The sequence below is a fragment of the Reyranella sp. genome, from assembly GCF_036558665.1.
GTDB lineage: Bacteria > Pseudomonadota > Alphaproteobacteria > Reyranellales > Reyranellaceae > Reyranella.
Genome location: NZ_DATBFE010000038.1, coordinates 81,746 through 98,435, shown reverse-complemented (window position 1 = coordinate 98,435; position 16,690 = coordinate 81,746). Strand labels below are relative to the sequence as shown.

General features: G+C 65.1%; 25 protein-coding genes and 2 tRNA genes. 13 read left to right on the top strand and 14 right to left on the bottom strand.

What is annotated here, in order from left to right; all coding sequences use genetic code 11:
* A partial coding sequence (locus VH499_RS06010; protein ID WP_332051787.1) for a winged helix-turn-helix domain-containing protein occupies window positions 1-318 on the top strand: 318 nt, incomplete at its 5' end.
* A gap of 78 nt (window positions 319-396) precedes the next feature.
* On the top strand, window positions 397-1,464 hold the full coding sequence (locus VH499_RS06005) for a ferritin-like domain-containing protein (protein WP_332051786.1): 1,068 nt from the start codon (window positions 397-399) through the stop codon (window positions 1,462-1,464).
* 69 nt (window positions 1,465-1,533) lie between these two features.
* Here the strand turns inward: VH499_RS06005 and VH499_RS06000 are convergent, their stop codons facing one another.
* Both VH499_RS06000 and VH499_RS05995 read right to left on the bottom strand, forming a co-directional pair.
* Entirely contained in the window at window positions 1,534-2,154 is a 621-nt protein-coding gene (locus VH499_RS06000) for a YoaK family protein (protein ID WP_332051785.1), read from the bottom strand.
* 56 nt (window positions 2,155-2,210) lie between these two features.
* A complete protein-coding gene (locus VH499_RS05995) occupies window positions 2,211-3,233 on the bottom strand; it encodes a ferredoxin--NADP reductase (protein ID WP_332051784.1) in 1,023 nt (340 codons plus the stop codon).
* Between the two features lie 151 nt (window positions 3,234-3,384).
* On the opposite strand from VH499_RS05995, the gene VH499_RS05990 reads away from it, so the two are divergent.
* On the top strand, window positions 3,385-4,452 hold the full coding sequence (locus VH499_RS05990) for a ferritin-like domain-containing protein (protein ID WP_332051783.1): 1,068 nt from the start codon (window positions 3,385-3,387) through the stop codon (window positions 4,450-4,452).
* 60 nt (window positions 4,453-4,512) lie between these two features.
* Here the strand turns inward: VH499_RS05990 and VH499_RS05985 are convergent, their stop codons facing one another.
* The 3 genes from VH499_RS05985 to VH499_RS05975 form a co-directional block, all read right to left on the bottom strand.
* The gene (locus VH499_RS05985) at window positions 4,513-5,166 is read right to left on the bottom strand and encodes a hypothetical protein (RefSeq protein WP_332051782.1); all 654 of its coding nucleotides are present in this window, start codon (window positions 5,164-5,166) and stop codon (window positions 4,513-4,515) included.
* A 5-nt stretch (window positions 5,167-5,171) separates the two neighbouring features.
* Window positions 5,172-5,831, bottom strand: a complete 660-nt coding sequence (locus tag VH499_RS05980; RefSeq protein ID WP_332051781.1) for a hypothetical protein — start codon at window positions 5,829-5,831, stop codon at window positions 5,172-5,174.
* Between the two features lie 95 nt (window positions 5,832-5,926).
* A tRNA-Ala gene (locus VH499_RS05975) sits at window positions 5,927-6,002 on the bottom strand.
* Between the two features lie 171 nt (window positions 6,003-6,173).
* Between VH499_RS05975 and VH499_RS05970 the strand changes: the two genes are divergently transcribed.
* The 6 genes from VH499_RS05970 to folD all read left to right on the top strand — a co-directional run bounded on the left by VH499_RS05970 (window position 6,174) and on the right by folD (window position 8,987).
* Window positions 6,174-6,494: a Rid family detoxifying hydrolase gene (locus VH499_RS05970; RefSeq protein WP_422662701.1), complete on the top strand. Its 321-nt coding sequence runs from the start codon at window positions 6,174-6,176 to the stop codon at window positions 6,492-6,494.
* Window positions 6,487-6,741: a hypothetical protein gene (locus VH499_RS05965; RefSeq protein ID WP_332051779.1), complete on the top strand. Its 255-nt coding sequence runs from the start codon at window positions 6,487-6,489 to the stop codon at window positions 6,739-6,741. The genes VH499_RS05970 and VH499_RS05965 overlap by 8 nt, the downstream gene beginning before the upstream one ends.
* Before the next feature lies 1 nt (window position 6,742).
* The gene (locus VH499_RS05960; protein ID WP_332051778.1) at window positions 6,743-7,405 is read left to right on the top strand and encodes an FHA domain-containing protein; all 663 of its coding nucleotides are present in this window, start codon (window positions 6,743-6,745) and stop codon (window positions 7,403-7,405) included.
* 91 nt (window positions 7,406-7,496) lie between these two features.
* Window positions 7,497-7,790 carry a YggT family protein gene (locus VH499_RS05955; protein WP_332051777.1) on the top strand — a complete coding sequence of 98 codons (294 nt, stop codon included), beginning with the start codon at window positions 7,497-7,499 and terminating at the stop codon, window positions 7,788-7,790.
* Entirely contained in the window at window positions 7,757-8,092 is a 336-nt protein-coding gene (locus VH499_RS05950) for a DUF167 domain-containing protein (protein ID WP_332051776.1), read from the top strand. Before VH499_RS05955 ends, VH499_RS05950 begins: the two co-directional genes overlap by 34 nt.
* A complete protein-coding gene (gene folD, locus VH499_RS05945; protein ID WP_332051775.1) occupies window positions 8,085-8,987 on the top strand; it encodes a bifunctional methylenetetrahydrofolate dehydrogenase/methenyltetrahydrofolate cyclohydrolase FolD in 903 nt (300 codons plus the stop codon). The genes VH499_RS05950 and folD overlap by 8 nt, the downstream gene beginning before the upstream one ends.
* Window positions 8,988-9,056: 69 nt before the next feature.
* Here the strand turns inward: folD and VH499_RS05940 are convergent, their stop codons facing one another.
* Window positions 9,057-9,914 carry a metal ABC transporter solute-binding protein, Zn/Mn family gene (locus VH499_RS05940; protein ID WP_332051774.1) on the bottom strand — a complete coding sequence of 286 codons (858 nt, stop codon included), beginning with the start codon at window positions 9,912-9,914 and terminating at the stop codon, window positions 9,057-9,059.
* A 43-nt stretch (window positions 9,915-9,957) separates the two neighbouring features.
* Window positions 9,958-10,449 carry a prolyl-tRNA synthetase associated domain-containing protein gene (locus VH499_RS05935; protein ID WP_332051773.1) on the bottom strand — a complete coding sequence of 164 codons (492 nt, stop codon included), beginning with the start codon at window positions 10,447-10,449 and terminating at the stop codon, window positions 9,958-9,960.
* Between the two features lie 21 nt (window positions 10,450-10,470).
* Between VH499_RS05935 and rfbA the strand changes: the two genes are divergently transcribed.
* Together rfbA and VH499_RS05925 are read left to right on the top strand one after the other, a co-directional pair.
* Window positions 10,471-11,337, top strand: a complete 867-nt coding sequence (rfbA, locus tag VH499_RS05930) for a glucose-1-phosphate thymidylyltransferase RfbA (RefSeq protein WP_332051772.1) — start codon at window positions 10,471-10,473, stop codon at window positions 11,335-11,337.
* Between the two features lie 77 nt (window positions 11,338-11,414).
* Window positions 11,415-11,489: transfer RNA gene (locus tag VH499_RS05925), tRNA-Gly, on the top strand.
* A 55-nt stretch (window positions 11,490-11,544) separates the two neighbouring features.
* On the opposite strand, the gene VH499_RS05920 is transcribed toward VH499_RS05925, so the two are convergent.
* The 7 genes from VH499_RS05920 to VH499_RS05895 all read right to left on the bottom strand — a co-directional run bounded on the left by VH499_RS05920 (window position 11,545) and on the right by VH499_RS05895 (window position 15,160).
* Window positions 11,545-12,789: a DUF763 domain-containing protein gene (locus VH499_RS05920; protein WP_332051771.1), complete on the bottom strand. Its 1,245-nt coding sequence runs from the start codon at window positions 12,787-12,789 to the stop codon at window positions 11,545-11,547.
* Window positions 12,790-12,829: 40 nt separating this feature from the next.
* Window positions 12,830-13,102, bottom strand: a complete 273-nt coding sequence (locus VH499_RS05915; RefSeq protein ID WP_332051770.1) for a DUF5985 family protein — start codon at window positions 13,100-13,102, stop codon at window positions 12,830-12,832.
* Window positions 13,102-13,359: a DUF5985 family protein gene (locus VH499_RS05910; protein ID WP_332051769.1), complete on the bottom strand. Its 258-nt coding sequence runs from the start codon at window positions 13,357-13,359 to the stop codon at window positions 13,102-13,104. The genes VH499_RS05915 and VH499_RS05910 overlap by 1 nt, the downstream gene beginning before the upstream one ends.
* Window position 13,360: 1 nt before the next feature.
* Window positions 13,361-13,738: a hypothetical protein gene (locus VH499_RS05905; protein ID WP_332051768.1), complete on the bottom strand. Its 378-nt coding sequence runs from the start codon at window positions 13,736-13,738 to the stop codon at window positions 13,361-13,363.
* 92 nt (window positions 13,739-13,830) lie between these two features.
* The gene (locus VH499_RS26135; RefSeq protein ID WP_414709752.1) at window positions 13,831-14,043 is read right to left on the bottom strand and encodes an SEC-C metal-binding domain-containing protein; all 213 of its coding nucleotides are present in this window, start codon (window positions 14,041-14,043) and stop codon (window positions 13,831-13,833) included.
* Between the two features lie 50 nt (window positions 14,044-14,093).
* A complete protein-coding gene (locus VH499_RS05900; RefSeq protein ID WP_332051767.1) occupies window positions 14,094-14,264 on the bottom strand; it encodes a hypothetical protein in 171 nt (56 codons plus the stop codon).
* 11 nt (window positions 14,265-14,275) lie between these two features.
* Window positions 14,276-15,160 carry a TauD/TfdA family dioxygenase gene (locus VH499_RS05895; protein ID WP_332051766.1) on the bottom strand — a complete coding sequence of 295 codons (885 nt, stop codon included), beginning with the start codon at window positions 15,158-15,160 and terminating at the stop codon, window positions 14,276-14,278.
* Window positions 15,161-15,229: 69 nt separating this feature from the next.
* Between VH499_RS05895 and VH499_RS05890 the strand changes: the two genes are divergently transcribed.
* Together VH499_RS05890 and VH499_RS05885 are read left to right on the top strand one after the other, a co-directional pair.
* Window positions 15,230-16,222 (top strand): D-2-hydroxyacid dehydrogenase family protein, encoded by a 993-nt coding sequence (locus VH499_RS05890; protein WP_332051765.1) that lies wholly within the window; start codon window positions 15,230-15,232, stop codon window positions 16,220-16,222.
* A gap of 81 nt (window positions 16,223-16,303) precedes the next feature.
* On the top strand, window positions 16,304-16,690 hold the full coding sequence (locus VH499_RS05885; RefSeq protein WP_332051764.1) for a YciI family protein: 387 nt from the start codon (window positions 16,304-16,306) through the stop codon (window positions 16,688-16,690).

Genomic DNA, 16,690 nt, shown 5'->3' with positions numbered 1-16,690 from the left:
GAGCGCAGCGAGGACGCGGTGATGACGATCGGGCCCTACGAGTTCCATCCGGCCGGCAAGGTGCTGCTGGAAAAGGGCGGCAAGAAGAAGATCCGGCTGACCGACAAGGAAGCCTCGATCCTGAAATACCTGTTCCGCGCCGGCGACCGGCCGGTGGCGCGCGACGTCCTCCTGAACGAGGTCTGGGGCTACAACGCCGGTGTCACCACCCACACGCTCGAAACGCATATCTACCGCCTGCGCCAGAAGATCGAACGCGATCCGGCCAGCGCCGCCATTCTGATCACCGACCGCGGCGGCTACCGGCTGCAGCCCTGACGGGCGCTCTTGCCAAAAGGTGACCAAAGCGTCATCTTTTCCAAAACCCGACGATAATGCGCCCGGGAGGGCCCGCTCATGAGCACGCAGCGCATCTACGCCCTGCCCATCGAGACCACCGAGTGGAAGTTCGACGGCGCCACCGAGATCCAGTTCAACTGGGAGTACGATGACGGCTCGGACTCGCTGCTCGAGCTCTACGAGAAGGGCAAGAAGCAGCAGTGGGACGCCAGCACGCGGCTCGACTGGTCGCTCGAGCTCAATCCCGACAATCCGATGGAGCTGAAGGACGAGGCGATCTCGATCTACGACACGGAATACTGGCGCAAGATGACGGACAAGGAGAAGTCCTGGCTGCGCCGCCACCTGCAGGCCAATTCGATCAGCCAGTTCATGCACGGCGAGCAGGGCGCCCTGATCGCGACCGCCAAGATCGTCGGCACCGTGCCCGACATGAACGCCAAGTTCTATGCCGCCACGCAGGTCATGGACGAGGCGCGCCATGTCGAAGCCTACAAGCGCCTGCTGCACGAGAAGTTCCAGCTCGCCTATCCGATCAACAAGGCGCTGAAGGCGCTCCTGGAGCAGACGCTCACCGATCGCCGCTGGGACATGACCTATCTCGGCATGCAAGTCCTGATCGAGGGCCTGGCGCTCGCCGCCTTCCAGTCGATCCGCGACAAGTCCGGCAATACCCTTGCCGGCGCGGTAAACGCCTACGTGATGCAAGACGAGGCCCGCCACGTCTCGTTCGGGCGCCTGGCTTTGCGCGACTATTATCCGCAGCTGTCCGACGCCGAGCGCGACGAGCGCGAGGAGTTCGTGGTCGAAGCGCTTCTTTTCATGCGAGACCGCTTCAACCAGTCGGAAGTATGGGAACGGCTGGGTCTCCCGGCCAAGGTGTTGGACGACATCCACTACAATTCAAAGCAGATGAACTCGTTCCGCGGCCGGCTGTTCAGCCGCGTCGTGCCCACGGTCAAGGATATCGGCCTGTGGGGCGCTCGGGTGCAGAAAGCCTTCGCCGAGATGGGCGTGATGGATTATGCGAAGGTCGACGTGAGCGAGCAGCTCGCCAATGATGGCCGGGTCGCCGACGACTTCGACCGCAAGATGTTCGTCGAGCGGGCGGTGGCCGCCGAATGACGATGGCCGCCACGGCGCCCGAGGCCGGTGTGCGCGGCGATCACGATTTCTGCGGTTGATTGCCCGGCCTTATGGCCGCGCGACCAGCAACAGCAATGCCAGCAGCGCCGCCGGCACCAATAGCGGCCAGGCCACGAGCGCAACCAGCAATGCGCCTGCTATCGCGCCGATCAAATAGCTGATCAAGGTGGACGCGAGCAGCCATGGCCTTGCTACGGCAGGCAATGCCGGCTTTGCCGGTCCGCCGGCCAGCCAGTCGAGCAGGCCGTCGGCGGTGCGCGCGAGCGTGCTCGTCACCACGACGGTGCTGAGGGTGACGCCGTTGAACTGCGTCACCGCGGAGGCCTGCAGACCCATTGCCACTGCAAGCGCCAGCACCTGCAGCTCGCGCGCGACCGGCAGGAAGCCGAGACTGGCCATCAGCATCGCCTCGGCGATCAGCCCCGGCGCCGCTCGACCTGTCAGCCGCAGCAGCAGCCGCGAGAGCATTGCGCCGGCGAAGAAGGCGGCGAGCGGCGCCAGGTGGTGCCACGTTCCGGTGAGATCCTTTTGCGCCGCGGCGATGCCGGCCAGGACGGTATTGCCGGTCATGTTGGCGGCGAAAACGCCGCCCATGTTGAGATAGCCCACGGCATCGGCGATGCCGGCGATGGTGGCGAGCGTAACAGCCTGGATGGCGACGCGGCCCACCGATCAGCGCCCGAAACGGCAACCTGTCGTGAACGGGATCACGGGGCGCCCGGGAATCACACCACGTCGTAGGTGATCTCGACCTCCGGCCCGAAGCAATGCGCCTGGCAGGTCAGGATCCAGTCGTTGGCGAGGTCGTCGGCCGTGTAGATGTCGTTCTTCGCCAGCACGATCTTGCCCTTGATGCGCTTGGCCGCACATGAGGCGCAGAAGCCTTCCTCGCAAGAGGAGAGCGGGTTCAGTCCGGCGGCCCGCGCCGCCTCGAGCACGGTCTGCCCTTTCTTGTAGGGAATCTTGTGAACCTTGTTCTCGAAGTGGAGGGTGATCTCGCCCGGGATCACGTCGCCCTCCTCCTGCGGTTCGACCGGCACGGCATCGTTGCCCGAAGCCTCGAACCGCTCGATCCGCAGGCGCTCGCGCGGCATCCCGGCGCCGAGCAAGGTGGTCTCTACCAGGTTCATGAATGGTCCGGGGCCGCAGAGATAGGCATCGGCCTCCTCGAATCCCTTCAGCGCGTCGACGACCTCGTCCGGCCTGGTGAGCCCCTGCTCGGCATCCACATGATGGATGATCTCCAGCCGTCCCGCATTGCCGCCCAGCAGGGCAACCAACTCGGCTGCGAAGATGATCGAAGGCCTGTCTCGATTGGCGTAGAAAAGGCGGATGCGGCGCCGGCCCGACTGCAGCGCGCTCTTGATCAGCGACATCATCGGCGTGATCCCGCTGCCGCCGCCGAACAGCAGCAGCGGGACGTCGCTCTCGGCCAGCACAAAGCGACCGGCAGGCGGCAGGGCCTCGAGCGTGCCGCCTTCCCGCAGCGCGTCGTTGAACCAGTTGGAGCCCCTGCCGCCGGTGACGCGTTTCACCGTTACCTTGAGGTGGCCTTCCGTTTCCGGCGCACTCGACAGCGAATAGCAGCGGTTGAACGCGCCTTCGTCATGCGGCACGCGGAAGGTCAGGAACTGGCCGGCGCGGTACTTGAACTTGTCGACCAGGTCGGCCGGCACTTCGAGGACGAAGGACCGCGCATCGGCGGTCTCCTGGACGATCTTGGCGATGCGCAATTGATGATAAGCCATTGATAAATCTGCTCTCAGTCAGGGTGCGATTTTACCCGGGGACTCTCGTAGCAGAGTGTGCTAGCGTCGCCGAGAAAAATGAACAGAGCGTCATTTTGAGACGTCCGGACTTTCGGATGGGACAAGGTTCAAGCTCAGGAGGCAAGGGCCTATGACGACCAAGAAGATCTATCAGTTGCCGGTCGAGATTACCGACTGGAAATTCGACGGCGCGACCGAAATCCATTTCAACTGGGAATACGACGACGGCTCGGCCGATCTCCTGAACCTGTATGAAAAGGGCAAGCAGCAGCAGTGGGATGCCAGCACCCGCATCGACTGGTCGCAGGAGCTGTTCGAGGAAAACCCGATGGGGTTGGCCGACGAGTCCATTCCCATCTACGGTTCGCCGATTTGGGAGAGGATGACCGAGAAGGAGCGGAATTGGCTCCGCTTCAACCTGCAGTGTCACACGATCTGCCAGTTCATGCATGGCGAGCAGGGCGCGCTGATCGCCACTGCCAAGATCGTCAACACGGTGCCCGACATCAACGCCAAATTCTATGCCGCCACGCAGGTCATGGACGAGGCGCGCCATGTCGAAAGCTACAAGCGGCTGATCCACGAGAAGTTCAAGAGCGCCTACCCGATCACCGAGTCGCTGAAGAACCTGCTCGAACAGACGCTGAACGATCGGCGTTGGGACATGACCTATCTCGGCATGCAGGTGTTGATCGAGGGGCTCGCGCTTGCCGCCTTCCAGCGCATCCGCGACCAGGCCAAAAATAACCTTGCCGCGTCGGTGAACGCCTACGTCATGCAGGACGAGGCACGTCATGTCACGTTCGGTCGTATGGCGCTGCGGGAGTACTATCCCCACCTTTCCGACGCCGAGCGCGCCGAGCGCGAGGAGTTCACGGTCGAGGCGCTTTACTTCATGCGTGACCGCTTCAACCAGGCCGAGGTCTGGCAGCGCTCGGGTCTGCCCGTCGACGAACTGATGAAGTACGCCTACGAGTCGGGCGCCATGCAGCAGTTCCGCTCGCGGCTCTTCACCCGAATCGTTCCGATTCTCAAGGAGATCGGTCTGTTCGGGCCCAAGGTGCAGAAGGCGTTGGGCGACATGGGCGTGATGGAATACGCCAAGATCGATGTCGAGAAGCTGATCGGTAACGACATGAAGGTCGCCGAGGACTTCGACGCCAAGAAGTTCGTCAAGGACGCGATCGCGGCCGAGTAGTGGTCGGTCTTCTTCATGTTCCTCTCCCCCTGGCGGGGGGAGAGGAGGAAGAGAAATGAGTCACTTGCAGCGGTCGATCTGCGGCGGCGCGCCGAGGATGGTCGCGATATGCGAGATGTCGAGGCATCTGCCGCCGATCCAAGCCTTTTGCTGGACGAACAGGGCAAGACGGGAGAAGACCGCCGCCTGCTCGGCCGTTGACGGCCGCGTGCGTGCCAGCATCCAGTAGAGGGCATAGAGATCGGCCTTCTCGACATCCGCAGCAACGTTGTCGAGATCACGACTCCACATCACAGCGTTCTTCGCCGCCGCGCCGGTCGGATCGCTGAGGCCGGCCAGCCAGGTGTGGATGTTCCTCGCCAGTGCGTAGGAGTTGCCCTGCGCGGCGCGCAGCGCTTTCATATCGTGCGCCACTTCGCCGTAGGACTTCCCCTCGATCGTCTCGCCCGGGCAGCCGGATTCGCGGCAGAGCAGGGTGAAGGTGAGATATTCCGCGAGGATGATCTCTACATTGCCATGGTTGTGCTGACGCCAGGTGCGGGCGAGCCGCCATCCCTGATGCAATTCGGGCCCCCACGGCGCCTGTGCTTGGGGCGTGTCGCGCTCGAGATCGCCGATCACGGCCTGAGCGGCCGCCTTCCACTCCGCCGGGATCTGCGCATGAACGACCGGGGCGATCAGGGCGAAGGCGAGGGCGAGAACGATACAGGTCATGCTGCTCAATACTTTCGTGCGGTTCTGCGGTCGTCGCTTTCGTACTGCACGAGGTCGTCGGCGCGCAGCTCGGTGGCGTCACGCGGCGCCAGACGCCGCGCCTGGGCTGGTGTCAGCAAGCGATAGTGCCGCACATCGTCGAGGGCCGCGCCGACTTCCCAGCAATCCTCGTCGTTGGTCACCCACATCGCGGAGGGGAAACGCCGAAGGTCGACCGGCACCGAATAGGTGCGCAACGTCTTGCGTGCATGGTTGGTGTATTCATGGAGATAGGACATGGCAAGCTCGCGCAGGCTGCGATAGACGGGATCGCGCCAGCGCAGCCAAACGTGATTGCTCTTCGAGATGGCGCCCCAGCAGCCTTGACGCCTGAACAGGGCGACGACGTGGTCGGAATCGCCCTTGGCCGTCAGATCCATCAGCAATGGCGGTTCGCCCTGCAGCCAGAGCGCGCAGGCGGCGGTGAGGGCCGCTTCGATGCAGTGCGCCTGGCGGTGCCGCAATACGCCCCGCACCGACCGCAGCGTGTCGCCGCCAGGCTCGAAGTTGGCATTGAGGCCGATCACGAATTGCTGGATGCGCACCGGTGTCCTGAGCGCCCGCAGGATCCGGCCTTCTTCGCCGGTCAGTCCGAGCTGCGCGAGGGTAGGCTTCGTGAGGCGCATCGCCGGCAAGTGTGCCGTGTCGCGGTCTCGCTTGTCATCCCGGCGGGATGACCCGATCCTCGCGTTGCGGAAAGGGGTCGCAATCGGGAAGCGGTTGGTGGAGCTGAGGGGGATCGAACCCCTGACCTCCTCATTGCGAACGAGGCGCTCTCCCAGCTGAGCTACAGCCCCCCGTTTCCCGAAGACCGCGCGGATAATGCCTGTTGGGCCACCTGTCAAGCAAACGACCCTGTGGTAGCGTCGCGGCCTGTCTCAGTGGAGTATCGAGCCGTGGCAAGCGACAAGAAACCGGTCCAGACCGATACCGCGCCCAAGGCGCTCGGCCCCTATGCCCAGGCCATCATGGCCGGCGGCATGGTCTATTGCGCCGGCCAGATTCCGCTCGACCCGGCGACCGGCAACATCGTTCCGGGCGGGGTTGCCGAGCAGACCAAGCAGGTGCTCGAGAACCTGCGAGCCGTACTGAAAGCCGCCGGCAGTGATCTCGACCGCGTCGTCAAGACGACGGTCTTCATCAAGAACATGAACGATTTCGCGGCCATGAACGAAGTGTACGGCCGCGCGGAATATTTTGGCCCCAATCCTCCGGCACGTTCGACCGTCGAGGTGGCGCGGCTGCCGCGCGACGCGCTGGTCGAGATCGAGGTCGTAGCACTTGCCTGACACGTTCTACTACGTTCTCTCGTGGTTCCTGGGCATCGGCTCCTTCGTCCTGCTGATGCTGCTGATCGGCCATATCTTCATCGCCTTGTTCCTGATCATCCCGACCTGGCGCATCTGCGTGCGCGCAGGCTTCGCCGGCGCGTGGTCGCTCCTGCATCTGATTCCGATGATCGGCTCGTTCATCGTCATGGCGATCCTGGCCTTCGGCGACTGGCCGAACGGCGAGGCGACGCCGGACTCGGGCTGACATGGGTACCGGGATCGCTGCTCTCCTGGGTCTCGTCGGGCTGAGCAGCGCCTTCGCGCTGGTGGCGCTGGTGCTGGCGGCGTGGATGGCGTGGCGCATTGTCGAAAAAGCAGGCCTGCCGGGCTGGACAGGCCTCGGTGCCGTTCTGCTGACCCTGACCGCGGTCGGCACGATCGTGCCGCTGGTGCTGCTCTGGATCTTCGCCTTCATGCGCTGGCCGCGCGACGCGGCAGCCGTGACGCGCGCAGCGGCGGCGCCGGCGGGATCGGGGCCAGCGGCGGGCACGGCGCGAGCGCCGGCCGCTCCATCGGCCTTGCCGCCGCCACCCAAAGCGCTGGCCGACGCGCGCGGCTGGACGCTGACGGGCAAGCTCGCCGACGGCGCCGCGGTGTCGCTCTCCTTCGATGCTTCGTCATCCGCCTGGATGCTGACCGGTGCGCCCGCGGCGCAGCCGACCGACCTCTCCGTGCCCGATCCGTCGGTGGGCTGGCCGCACGCCCGGCTGATGGTCGCGGGCGCGCGATTGGGCCTCGCCGACCTTGGCAGTGCCGGCGGAACCTTGATCGACGGTGCGCGGCTGCTGCCCGAACACGGGCCGCGCGACATCACGTCGGTGCGTACGATTCGCCTGGGCGGCGTCGAGCTGACGCTTTCTCGGCTGTAAGGCCGGCGGGAAATAAGCTTGTGATCGGCAATATCCGCCGAGTAGGGTGCGCCCGGCCCGGCGGCGTGCCGGAGTTGGAGACGGGGAGCCGATGCTGTCGCTGGCGTTGCTGATCGACAAAATCATCGACATCTACACCTGGATCGTGATCGCGAGCGCGATCATGAGCTGGCTCGTGGCATTCGGTGTGGTGAATGTGCGCAACCAGTTCATCCATTGGGTGGTCGATTTCCTTTATCGTATCACCGAGCCGGTACTGCGGCCGATCCGGCGCATCTTGCCCAACCTCGGCGGCATCGATATTTCCCCGGTGATCCTCCTTCTCGGCCTGTTCTTCATTCGCAGCCTGCTATGGGAGTACGTCTGGCCAACGTTGGTGCGCTGAATACGCCGTTCCTGCGTCGCGGCCGTTCCGGCGTCACGGTGGAGTTGCGTGTCCAGCCGCGCGCCCGGCGGACCGCGCTGGAGATTTCCGGGGACGTACTCAAGGCGGCAGTGACGGCACCGCCGGAGAATGGCAAGGCCAATGCTGCTCTGGTGGCGTTGCTGACGGAGAGCTGGCGGCTGCCGAAATCGTCCTTCGCGGTCATCAAGGGTGCGACCTCGCGCGACAAGACGGTCAGCGTGGCAGGCGATCCGCAGATGCTGGTCGGTCGGATAGAAGAGTGGGTGAAGCAGCATGGCTGAGGCGAAGCTGATCGACGGCAAAGCGTTTGCGGCAGGGCTGCGCGAGCGCGTGGGCAAGGGTGTCGCCGAGCTGAAGGCGGCGGCGGGATCGACGCCGGGTCTCGCCACCGTCCTGGTAGGCGCGGATCCGGCAAGCCAGGTCTATGTCCGCAGCAAGGGCAAGATGGCGGCCGAGCTCGGCATGACGCGCTTCGAGCATCGCTTGCCGGCCGAGACCGGCGAGGAGGAGCTGCTGGCGCTGGTGCGAAAGCTCAATGCCGATCCCGCCGTCAACGGCATCCTGGTGCAGCTCCCGCTGCCCAGGCAGATCGACACGTCGCGCGTGCTGCTCGCGGTCGATCCGGACAAGGATGTCGACGGCTTACACCCCATCAATGTCGGGCGCCTGGGCTCGATCGCGCCCGGCGCGTTGCTCGACTTCCCGGTTCCGTGCACACCGCTCGGCTGCTCGATGCTGCTCGCCGATGCGCTGGGCCCGCTCGCCGGCCGGCACGCGGTGGTGATCGGACGTTCCAATCTCGTCGGGCGGCCCGTCGCGCAACTGCTGCTGCGCTCCAGTTGCACCGTCACCATCGGCCACTCGCGCACGCGCGATCTGCCCGCCCTTTGCCGGCTTGCCGATATCCTGGTGGTGGCGATCGGCAAGCCGGGCTTCGTGCGCGGCGACTGGATCAAATCAGGCGCCACGGTGATCGATGTCGGCATCAATCGCGTGCCGGCGGCGGAGGGCAAGACCCGACTGGTGGGCGATGTCGCCTTCGCCGAGGCCTTGCCGATCGCAGCCCAGATCACGCCGGTGCCCGGCGGCGTCGGGCCGATGACAGTTGCCTGCCTGATGTACAACACGCTGCAGGCGGCGCGACGGAAAGCCGGCCTGCCGTTCGTGGCGGTCTGAGTCTTTTGGACCGCGACCTTCGGCTCGCTCATGATCATGAGCGAGCAAGATGCTCGCCGTCCCGAAGACTCAGTTCTTCTTCATTCCCGCGACCAGGGTCGCCACGTTGTAGCGCATCATCGCATCGTATGTCGCCGCGGGCCCCTCGGCTCCCGAGAGCGCATCGCTGTAGAGCCGCGGGCCGACCGTGGCACCGGCATCGCGCGCGATCTCGTCGACCAAGGCGGGATTGGTAAGGTTCTCGACGAACAGCGCCTTGATCCCCTGCCTGCGCACTTCGCGGATGAGCGCCGCCATGTCACGCGCCGTCGGCTCGCTGTCGCTGCTGTAGCCGCGCGGCGCGGCGAACCGGACGCCATAGGCGCGCGCGAAGTACTCGAACGAGTCGTGACCGGTGATCGCCTTGCGCCGGTCGCTTGGCACCGTGGCGATTTCCGCGCGGATCCACGCATCGAGAGCGGCAAGTTTCCTGTCATAGGCGGCGGCACGGCCGCGATAGAAGGCGGCATCGGCAGGATCGGCGGCGGCGAGGCCGTCGGCGATATTGGCGACGTAGCGGCGTGCGCAGGCGACATCCTGCCAGCAGTGCGGATCTTTCGCCGTCGGTGCCCCCGATGACGCCACGATGCGGCGGCCCTTGAAGGACGATGCCTCGGCCAGCCGGTCGAGCCAGCCCTCGAAGCCGAGGCCATTGCTCACCAGCACCTGCGCACCCGCCAGCAGGCGCGCGTCGCGCGGCCGGGGCTGGTAGGTGTGTACATCGGTGTCCGGCCCGACGATCGCGCTTGCCTCGACCTTGTCGCCGCCCACCTCGGCCACGAAGTCGCCGAGGATGGAGAAGGTCGCCACTGCCTTCAGCTTCGTCTGGGCCGACGCGGGCAGGGTGCCGAGAACGAGCAGGGCGACGAAGAAAGCACGCAACAACATCGGTTACAATGTAACACGCGCCCAGCCTCTGTCACGAAGCCCGTCAAAGCGGAAAGTCGAGCCACCGAGGCTGATGGCCGGTGGCATCGAAAAAGCGCCCGAGGTCGGTGAAGCTGATGGCCGTCGTCATGGTGTTGGTGAGCGGATGCGCGTTGATCGGACCGCCGGCGCTCAAGGCACGGTCGAGGACGAGCGTTACGCGGCGCTCCCTGTCGTTGATCAGCGCAAAGGGCGTCACCGAGCCCGGCTCGATGCCCAGCGTTCGGCGCAAGCGGTCGGGACTGCCGAACGACAGCCGGCCCGCACCGAGAATCTCGCCCAGCGACTTGAGGTCGATGGTTCGATCCTCGAGCGCCACGACCAGCCACATCTGCTCCTTCTTGTTGCGCAGGAAGAGGTTCTTGATGTGGTGACCTGGCAGCTCGCCGCGATGCGCCTTGGCTTCCTCGACCGTGAAGACCGGTGCGTGCTCGACCGAGCGATGGGCAAGGCCCAGCGTGTCGAGGTGGGCGAATAGTTGTTGCGGCGTCAGCATCGGCACGGTCTACAGTAAGGCATGAAAGGCATCGTTCTGTCTGGCGGCAGCGGCACGCGGCTTTACCCGATGACGCGGGCCGCCAACAAGCAGCTCCTGCCGGTATACAACAAGCCGATGGTCTACTACCCGCTCACGACGCTGATGCTGGCGGGGTGCCGCGAGATCCTTCTGGTCGTCAATCCCCAGGACGAGGACGCCTATCGCCGCCTGTTCGGTGACGGCAGCCAATGGGGCTTGCGCATCGACTACGCGGTGCAGCCGCGGCCCGGCGGCATCGCCGAGGTCTTCCTCGTCGGCCGCGAGTTCATCGGCAGCGATCGGGTCGGGCTCATCCTCGGCGACAATCTCTTCTACGGCGATTCGCTGCCGGCGATGGCCGAGCGGGGAGCCACGGCAAGCGGCGCCGTAATCTACGCCTACTGGGTGAGCGATCCGTCGGCCTATGGGGTGATCGAGTTCGGCGGCTCGGGGCGTCCGACCTCGATCGTCGAGAAGCCCAAGGCTCCACGCTCGAACTGGGCCGTGACAGGGCTCTATTTTTACGATGCCGATGTATGCGACCTGGCCGCCTCGATCCCGCGGTCGGCACGCGGCGAGCTCGAGATCACGGACGTCAATGCGCACTACCTGAAGGAAGGCCGGCTCACTGTCGAAAAGCTGGGTCGTGGCTATGCCTGGCTCGACACGGGAACACCGACCAGCCTGCTGCGCGCCGCGCAATTCGTCGAGACGGTCGAGGAACGACAAGGCCTGCAGATCGGCAGCCCGGAAGAGGTCGCCTGGCGCAAGGGCTACATCGACGACGGGGCCTTCGCGCGCCTGATCGAGCCCATCAAGCAGAGCGAATACGGCAAATATCTACAGCGCCTGCTGGCCCGCGGTTGAGTTGGGGGTGACTTGCCAAGGAAGACAAAAACCCTTATCACCACCGCCTTCCGGCACCTACCCTGCCGGTTCGGAGCGCGGGCGTAGCTCAGGGGTAGAGCACGACCTTGCCAAGGTCGGGGTCGAGGGTTCGAATCCCTTCGCCCGCTCCAATCTTCACATCGCATAGGGCAATTGTGTCGATGCAGGTCGCGCTCGCGGCGCTGGTTAGCGCGTTCCCTTCTGAGGTGCGCCGTTGGAACGCGGTTCCCAGCCGAAGACGCTTCGTCCGCCATAGTCGGGCGAACGACGGAACTCCTCCGCCGTGAAGGCTTCGAACGACGGGCCCATGGCTCGGCCCTCGAGCGCGCGCGCCTGATGATCGAGGCGGCGAATGGCCTCGAGCTTCTCGTCGTTGCCGAGCCGGGCGCTCGCGAGTGCAGACTTGAGCACGCCGATCGTCTCGTCGAGCACCCTGGTCGGCACCGCGTAAGGATGGCGGTCCTTGCCGCCATGGGCCAGCGAGAAGCGCGCCGGATCGGCGAAGCGGCAGGGTGCGCCATGCACGACCTCGGCCACCATGGCGAGGGAACGCACGGTGCGTGCGCCGACGCCGGGCACGAGCAGAAGATCGGCGAAGTCGGTGGGGCCGCTTTCGCTCGCCGCTGCCAGGGCGCCATGCAGACGGCGCAGGATCACGTCCTTGGGACGGACATCGTGATGGACCGGCATCACGAGATGCGGCAGCAAGGGCACCGGCTCCTTGCCTTCGAGCCGGGCAACCTCGCGCACGATGAGGTCGGGCCCGAGATCGGCGAGGAGATCGAGCTGACCTTGCCGGGATGCCGCCGCCCGTCGGTCGGTGAGGTTGATGATCTTGCCCTGGTTCCTGCCATCGATGGCGGCGTGTGGGGTCTCGACGAAGCTCTTGAGATCTGCCGACAACCAGTGATAGCGGCGGGCGAGCCGGCTCGCGCCGTTCATGCCCTGCTGGACCACGACCCACTTGCCGTCGTCGGTGACGATGAAGCCATGCAGGTAGAGGTCGAAGCCGTCCTGCACGGCGGCACTATCGACCTTGGCGACCAGCCGGCTCGCCTTGGCGAGGGCGGCGCCATCGAAGCCGACGCGGTCACCGATCGCCACCAGCTCGTGCGGGGTCTGGCGCGAGTGGCTGCCGCGCCCACCGCAGACATGCAGGCCGAGCTCGCCGGCGCGTGGCGCAAGGCCGTGCTTCAGGGCGCCGACGACGCTGGTCGTGATGCCGGAGGAATGCCAGTCCATGCCCATCACGGCGCCGAACGACTGGAACCAGAACGGATGTGCCAACCGCCGCAGGAACTCCTCGCGGCCGTAGTGATGGACGATCGCCTCGGTGATGACCGCTCCGAGGCGCGCCATGCGCCGGCCAAGCCATGCCGGAACGCGGCCGCCATGCAGCGGCAGGTCGGCGCTGCCGGATCTTCTTGCCATTGGTCCTATTTGTGCATTCGTGCCCGTCCGTACCAGATGCCTACCGTCCGGCTCTCGGCCGGTTCTTCTGGATCACGGCGACGATGATCAGGCCGAACATCACGAGCCGCGGCAGGTAGTAGTACGGCTGGGATTCGTCCGGCACCTCTGCCCAGCCGAGGATGAAGCGTGTCAGGGCGTCGATCGCGAAGGCGATCGAGAACAAGAGAAAGAAGCCGTCATGCGTGCGTCGCCAGAAGCGGAGGAAGAAGAGGGCGGCCACGAGGCTCAGCGTCGAAGCCGCGCCGACCAGCATGGAAGACAAGGCGTCCATCAGTGGGCATCCCAGATCAGGCCGTACAACAGCACCATCATCGCGGCGACGGCCACCACCGTGCGGCAGAGCGACAGATCGATCTCGGTGAAGACAATCTTGTCCAGAAAGAGCAGGACGTTGTTCGCGGTCAGTCCGGCGAAACACAGGCCGCTCCACAGCAGCAGCCGCAGGCGGCTGGAAGCATAGGCGCGCAGCAGAAGGAAGGTGCAGACGAGGGCGACCAACGAGCACAGACTGTAGATCGCCGCGGCCATCTCACTTGTCCTTTCTGAACCTGAAGGCATCAGCGAACTTGCGCAGCCTCAGCGGATTGTTGTGAATAATGTTCGTCACCGGGATGAGGGCGCGCGAATAGGTCTCCGCGAGGCGATCCACCATCCGCGACAACTCGGGCGTCGCGGGCGCGTAACGGTACCGGTGGTGGTTGGAAACGAGAAGGCCGTCGGCACGAAGCCGGGCAAGGACGTCGGCGGCCACGCTTTGCGGAACGTACAGCCACCTGGCGGCGCTCTCGGCATTCCATTCGCGCTTGGCCTCGCGGCGCAGCAGCAGGAGCGCTTCGAGCTGGGCCACCGATTCGATATGCTCCAGGATGAAGGCGCGCAGGTCATCTGGAACAGGCTCGTCCGTCATTCGGTGCCAGGCTTCCGTGATTCACACCGGACCAACGCTTCATTACGTGTGAATCCCGCAGCGTCAAGCGGCGCCACCTTGTCGTATTGTCGCTAGGCCTTCAGACAACAACGCTCGGCCTTCTTCCCGCTGCCACAGGGGCAGGGGTCGCTCAGTTCAACGTCGCGTGTCACTCCCGTCGGCAGGTTCGCTGCCGCTGGGGAAGTCTTCGTCGTCTTCCAAACGGATGTCCCCTGCGACGCTTGTCGAAGGTCAGAAGGGTCGCTGCGTTCAAGAAGAGCATCGCGCGAAGGCTTGCCACGCATCGTCGCGGGCATCTTCGATGGAAGTGCCCGCGACTTGTTCGAGGCCATCCTCAAGCGCCGGCCGCCGCCCGTTCGATCAGTCGCCGCAGCAGCGGACCCGACTCGGAATAATGTACCGTGCAAAGCGCGACGGCCTCCAATGGAAAATCCGTTGAACCGAGCTCGGTGACATAGAGTTCGATCGGCAACGGAGGCGGGCCGGTTACGGCAGCTTCCGACATTCCGCCCCCCATCATGCAGCCTGCTCGAGGGTCGAGGCGACGTCGCGCGTGGTGACGCGACGCAAGTCGCGCACTTTCGTGGTGTCGAACGGCCGCGCGCGGTGCATGGTGCAGCGGTTGTCCCAGATTACCAGGTCGCCTTGCCGCCAGCGATGGGCATGTACGAATGGGGGCCGCGTCGAGTGCTCGATCAGATCCAGCAGCAGCAAACGGCCGTCCGGCACCGGCATGCCGATGATGTGCGATGCGTGGCTGGCGATGTAGAGGGTCTTGCGATGCGAACCGGGATGTATGCGCACCACCCGCTGCGGCACCGGCGGAAGGCTCGCCAGTTCCTCCGGCGAATATCGGGTGACGTCGAGCTGGCCGCGGGAGTGCCAGATCGAGTGCTCGGCCACCAGCCCGTCGACCTCCTTCTTCTTCGCCTCTGGCAAGGCATCGTAGGCTGCGCGCATGTCGGCAAACTCGGTATCGCCGCCCTCGTCGGGAACGACATGCGCATAGAGCATCGACAGCGCACCCGGCACGGCCCGGAACGACGCATCGGTGTGCCAGAGCCGGTTGGCCAGCCAGTCGAGCCGGCGGCGCGCATTCTGGTCCATCACCTTGTTGTCGCCGTCGAGGTTGGAGATGTCGGCGATCTCGTCGGAGGCCAGGCGATGCTTGAGACTCCTGTGCCGCGCCCGTTGCGCCGAGGAATGGATCGGCCCGAAATGGCGCGCGAAGGCGATCTGCCGGTCGTCGGTAAGCTTCTGGTCGTGAAAGACCACGACGGCGTAGCGGTTGATGGCGTCCTCAATGGCGCTGCGGTCGCCTGGCTCAAGCGGCTGCGCTAGATCGACACCGGAAAGCTCGGCAACGAACTCGGGATGCGTCGGCGTGACGGTGATGCTCACGACCGCCTCCTGCGGCTATAGTGGCGCCCGACCCGATCGGGTTTCCAGCATTCTCTCCCAGGATACGCCATGCCGCAAACCATCAAGCTTGCCCTGCTCGATGACTATCAGAAGGTTGCCCTGAAGCTCGCCGACTGGGACAGGTTGCGCAAACGCGGCGTCGAGATCACGGTATTCAACGAGCCCTTCAGGTCGATCGACGACGCGGCGCAGAAGCTGGCGCCATTCGACGTGCTGCAGTTGCTGCGCGAGCGCACGGCTTTTCCGCGGGCGCTGATCGAGAAGCTGCCCAACCTGAAGTTCATGGTGCTGACCGGCGCGCGCGCCTCGAGCCTCGACGACAAGGCCGCCACCGAGCGTGGCATTCCGATTTCCAACACGCCGGGTGGCGGCTCCAATGCCTCGACGGCCGAGCTGTGCTGGGCGCTGCTGATGTCCTGTGCGCGCGACCTCGCCAAGGGCGAGCGGCTGATGCGCTCCGGCGGCTGGCACGACGGCATCCGGAACATGGTGGTACTCGAGGGAAAGCGGCTGGGCGTGATTGGCCTCGGCCGACTTGGCAGCCGCGTCGCAGGCTATGCCAGGGCGTTCGGCATGGAGGTCGTCGCGTGGAGCCAGAACCTCACCGAGGAGAAGGCCAGGCAGGGCGGGGCCAGGCTCGTAAGCAAGGACGAGCTCCTGTCGACATCGGATTTCGTCACCATCCATCTCGTGCTGTCGGACCGCACCCGCGGCCTGATCGGTGCGGCCGACCTCGCCAAGATGAAAAGGACCGCGATGCTGATCAATACCTCGCGCGGTCCGATCGTCGACGAGGCTGCTCTGATTGCCGCTCTCCGCACCGGCACCATCGCCCACGCCGGCCTTGACGTTTACGACAAGGAGCCACTGCCCGCCGGGCATCCCCTCACCAGGCTCGACAATGTCACGCTGGTGCCGCATCTCGGTTATGTCGTCGAAGAGAGCTACCGCCACTTCCACGAGGGCACGATCGCCGACATCGAGGCTTGGCTCGAGGGCAAGCCGATCAACGTCATCAATCCTGAGGCGCTCAAGAAATAACGAAAAAGGATGTCGATTCGGGCGTACACGGAACGTCGATGGGATGACGGGGTGGACCGTCACCAACCGAAGGAGATCGACATGTCGCAATATATGCTGCTCTTGCACCAGGTTCCCAACTACAACGTCGACCTGCCGCGCGAAAGAATGCTGGAAGTCACCAAGCGCTACATGGCCTGGGCGGACACGCTGCGCCAGAAGGGCAAGCTGGTGGGCGGCGAGAAGCTGGCCGCAGGCGGCGTCCGTCATGTCCGGGCCAAGGACGGCAAGCCTGTCGTGAGCGATGGACCCTATGCCGAGGCGAAGGACGTGATCGGCGGCTACTTCGTCCTCGAGGCCCGCGACACGGCCGAAGTCGAGGCGATCGTCCAGGATTGCCCGCATCTTGCCCTTGCGCCGACCAACTGGATCGAGATCCGGCCCATCGAGTCGATGGAAGACGTGCGCAAGGCCGCGGCGGCGAGCTGA

Coding starts and splice junctions, on each gene's coding strand:
- VH499_RS06005 (WP_332051786.1), top strand. CDS start 397: ATGAGCACGCAGCGCATCTACGCCCTGCCCATCGAGACCACCGAGTGG.
- VH499_RS05990 (WP_332051783.1), top strand. CDS start 3,385: ATGACGACCAAGAAGATCTATCAGTTGCCGGTCGAGATTACCGACTGG.
- VH499_RS05900 (WP_332051767.1), bottom strand. CDS start 14,264: ATGTCGGAAGCTGCCGTAACCGGCCCGCCTCCGTTGCCGATCGAACTC.
- rfbA (WP_332051772.1), top strand. CDS start 10,471: ATGAAAGGCATCGTTCTGTCTGGCGGCAGCGGCACGCGGCTTTACCCG.
- VH499_RS26135 (WP_414709752.1), bottom strand. CDS start 14,043: ATGCGTGGCAAGCCTTCGCGCGATGCTCTTCTTGAACGCAGCGACCCT.
- VH499_RS05905 (WP_332051768.1), bottom strand. CDS start 13,738: ATGACGGACGAGCCTGTTCCAGATGACCTGCGCGCCTTCATCCTGGAG.
- VH499_RS05940 (WP_332051774.1), bottom strand. CDS start 9,914: ATGTTGTTGCGTGCTTTCTTCGTCGCCCTGCTCGTTCTCGGCACCCTG.
- VH499_RS05985 (WP_332051782.1), bottom strand. CDS start 5,166: ATGACCTGTATCGTTCTCGCCCTCGCCTTCGCCCTGATCGCCCCGGTC.
- VH499_RS05970 (WP_422662701.1), top strand. CDS start 6,174: ATGGCCGGCGGCATGGTCTATTGCGCCGGCCAGATTCCGCTCGACCCG.
- VH499_RS05915 (WP_332051770.1), bottom strand. CDS start 13,102: ATGGACGCCTTGTCTTCCATGCTGGTCGGCGCGGCTTCGACGCTGAGC.
- VH499_RS05885 (WP_332051764.1), top strand. CDS start 16,304: ATGTCGCAATATATGCTGCTCTTGCACCAGGTTCCCAACTACAACGTC.
- VH499_RS05890 (WP_332051765.1), top strand. CDS start 15,230: ATGCCGCAAACCATCAAGCTTGCCCTGCTCGATGACTATCAGAAGGTT.
- VH499_RS05935 (WP_332051773.1), bottom strand. CDS start 10,449: ATGCTGACGCCGCAACAACTATTCGCCCACCTCGACACGCTGGGCCTT.
- VH499_RS05955 (WP_332051777.1), top strand. CDS start 7,497: ATGCTGTCGCTGGCGTTGCTGATCGACAAAATCATCGACATCTACACC.
- VH499_RS05920 (WP_332051771.1), bottom strand. CDS start 12,789: ATGGCAAGAAGATCCGGCAGCGCCGACCTGCCGCTGCATGGCGGCCGC.
- VH499_RS05980 (WP_332051781.1), bottom strand. CDS start 5,831: ATGCGCCTCACGAAGCCTACCCTCGCGCAGCTCGGACTGACCGGCGAA.
- VH499_RS05995 (WP_332051784.1), bottom strand. CDS start 3,233: ATGGCTTATCATCAATTGCGCATCGCCAAGATCGTCCAGGAGACCGCC.
- VH499_RS05950 (WP_332051776.1), top strand. CDS start 7,757: ATGGGAGTACGTCTGGCCAACGTTGGTGCGCTGAATACGCCGTTCCTG.
- VH499_RS05910 (WP_332051769.1), bottom strand. CDS start 13,359: ATGGCCGCGGCGATCTACAGTCTGTGCTCGTTGGTCGCCCTCGTCTGC.
- VH499_RS05960 (WP_332051778.1), top strand. CDS start 6,743: ATGGGTACCGGGATCGCTGCTCTCCTGGGTCTCGTCGGGCTGAGCAGC.
- folD (WP_332051775.1), top strand. CDS start 8,085: ATGGCTGAGGCGAAGCTGATCGACGGCAAAGCGTTTGCGGCAGGGCTG.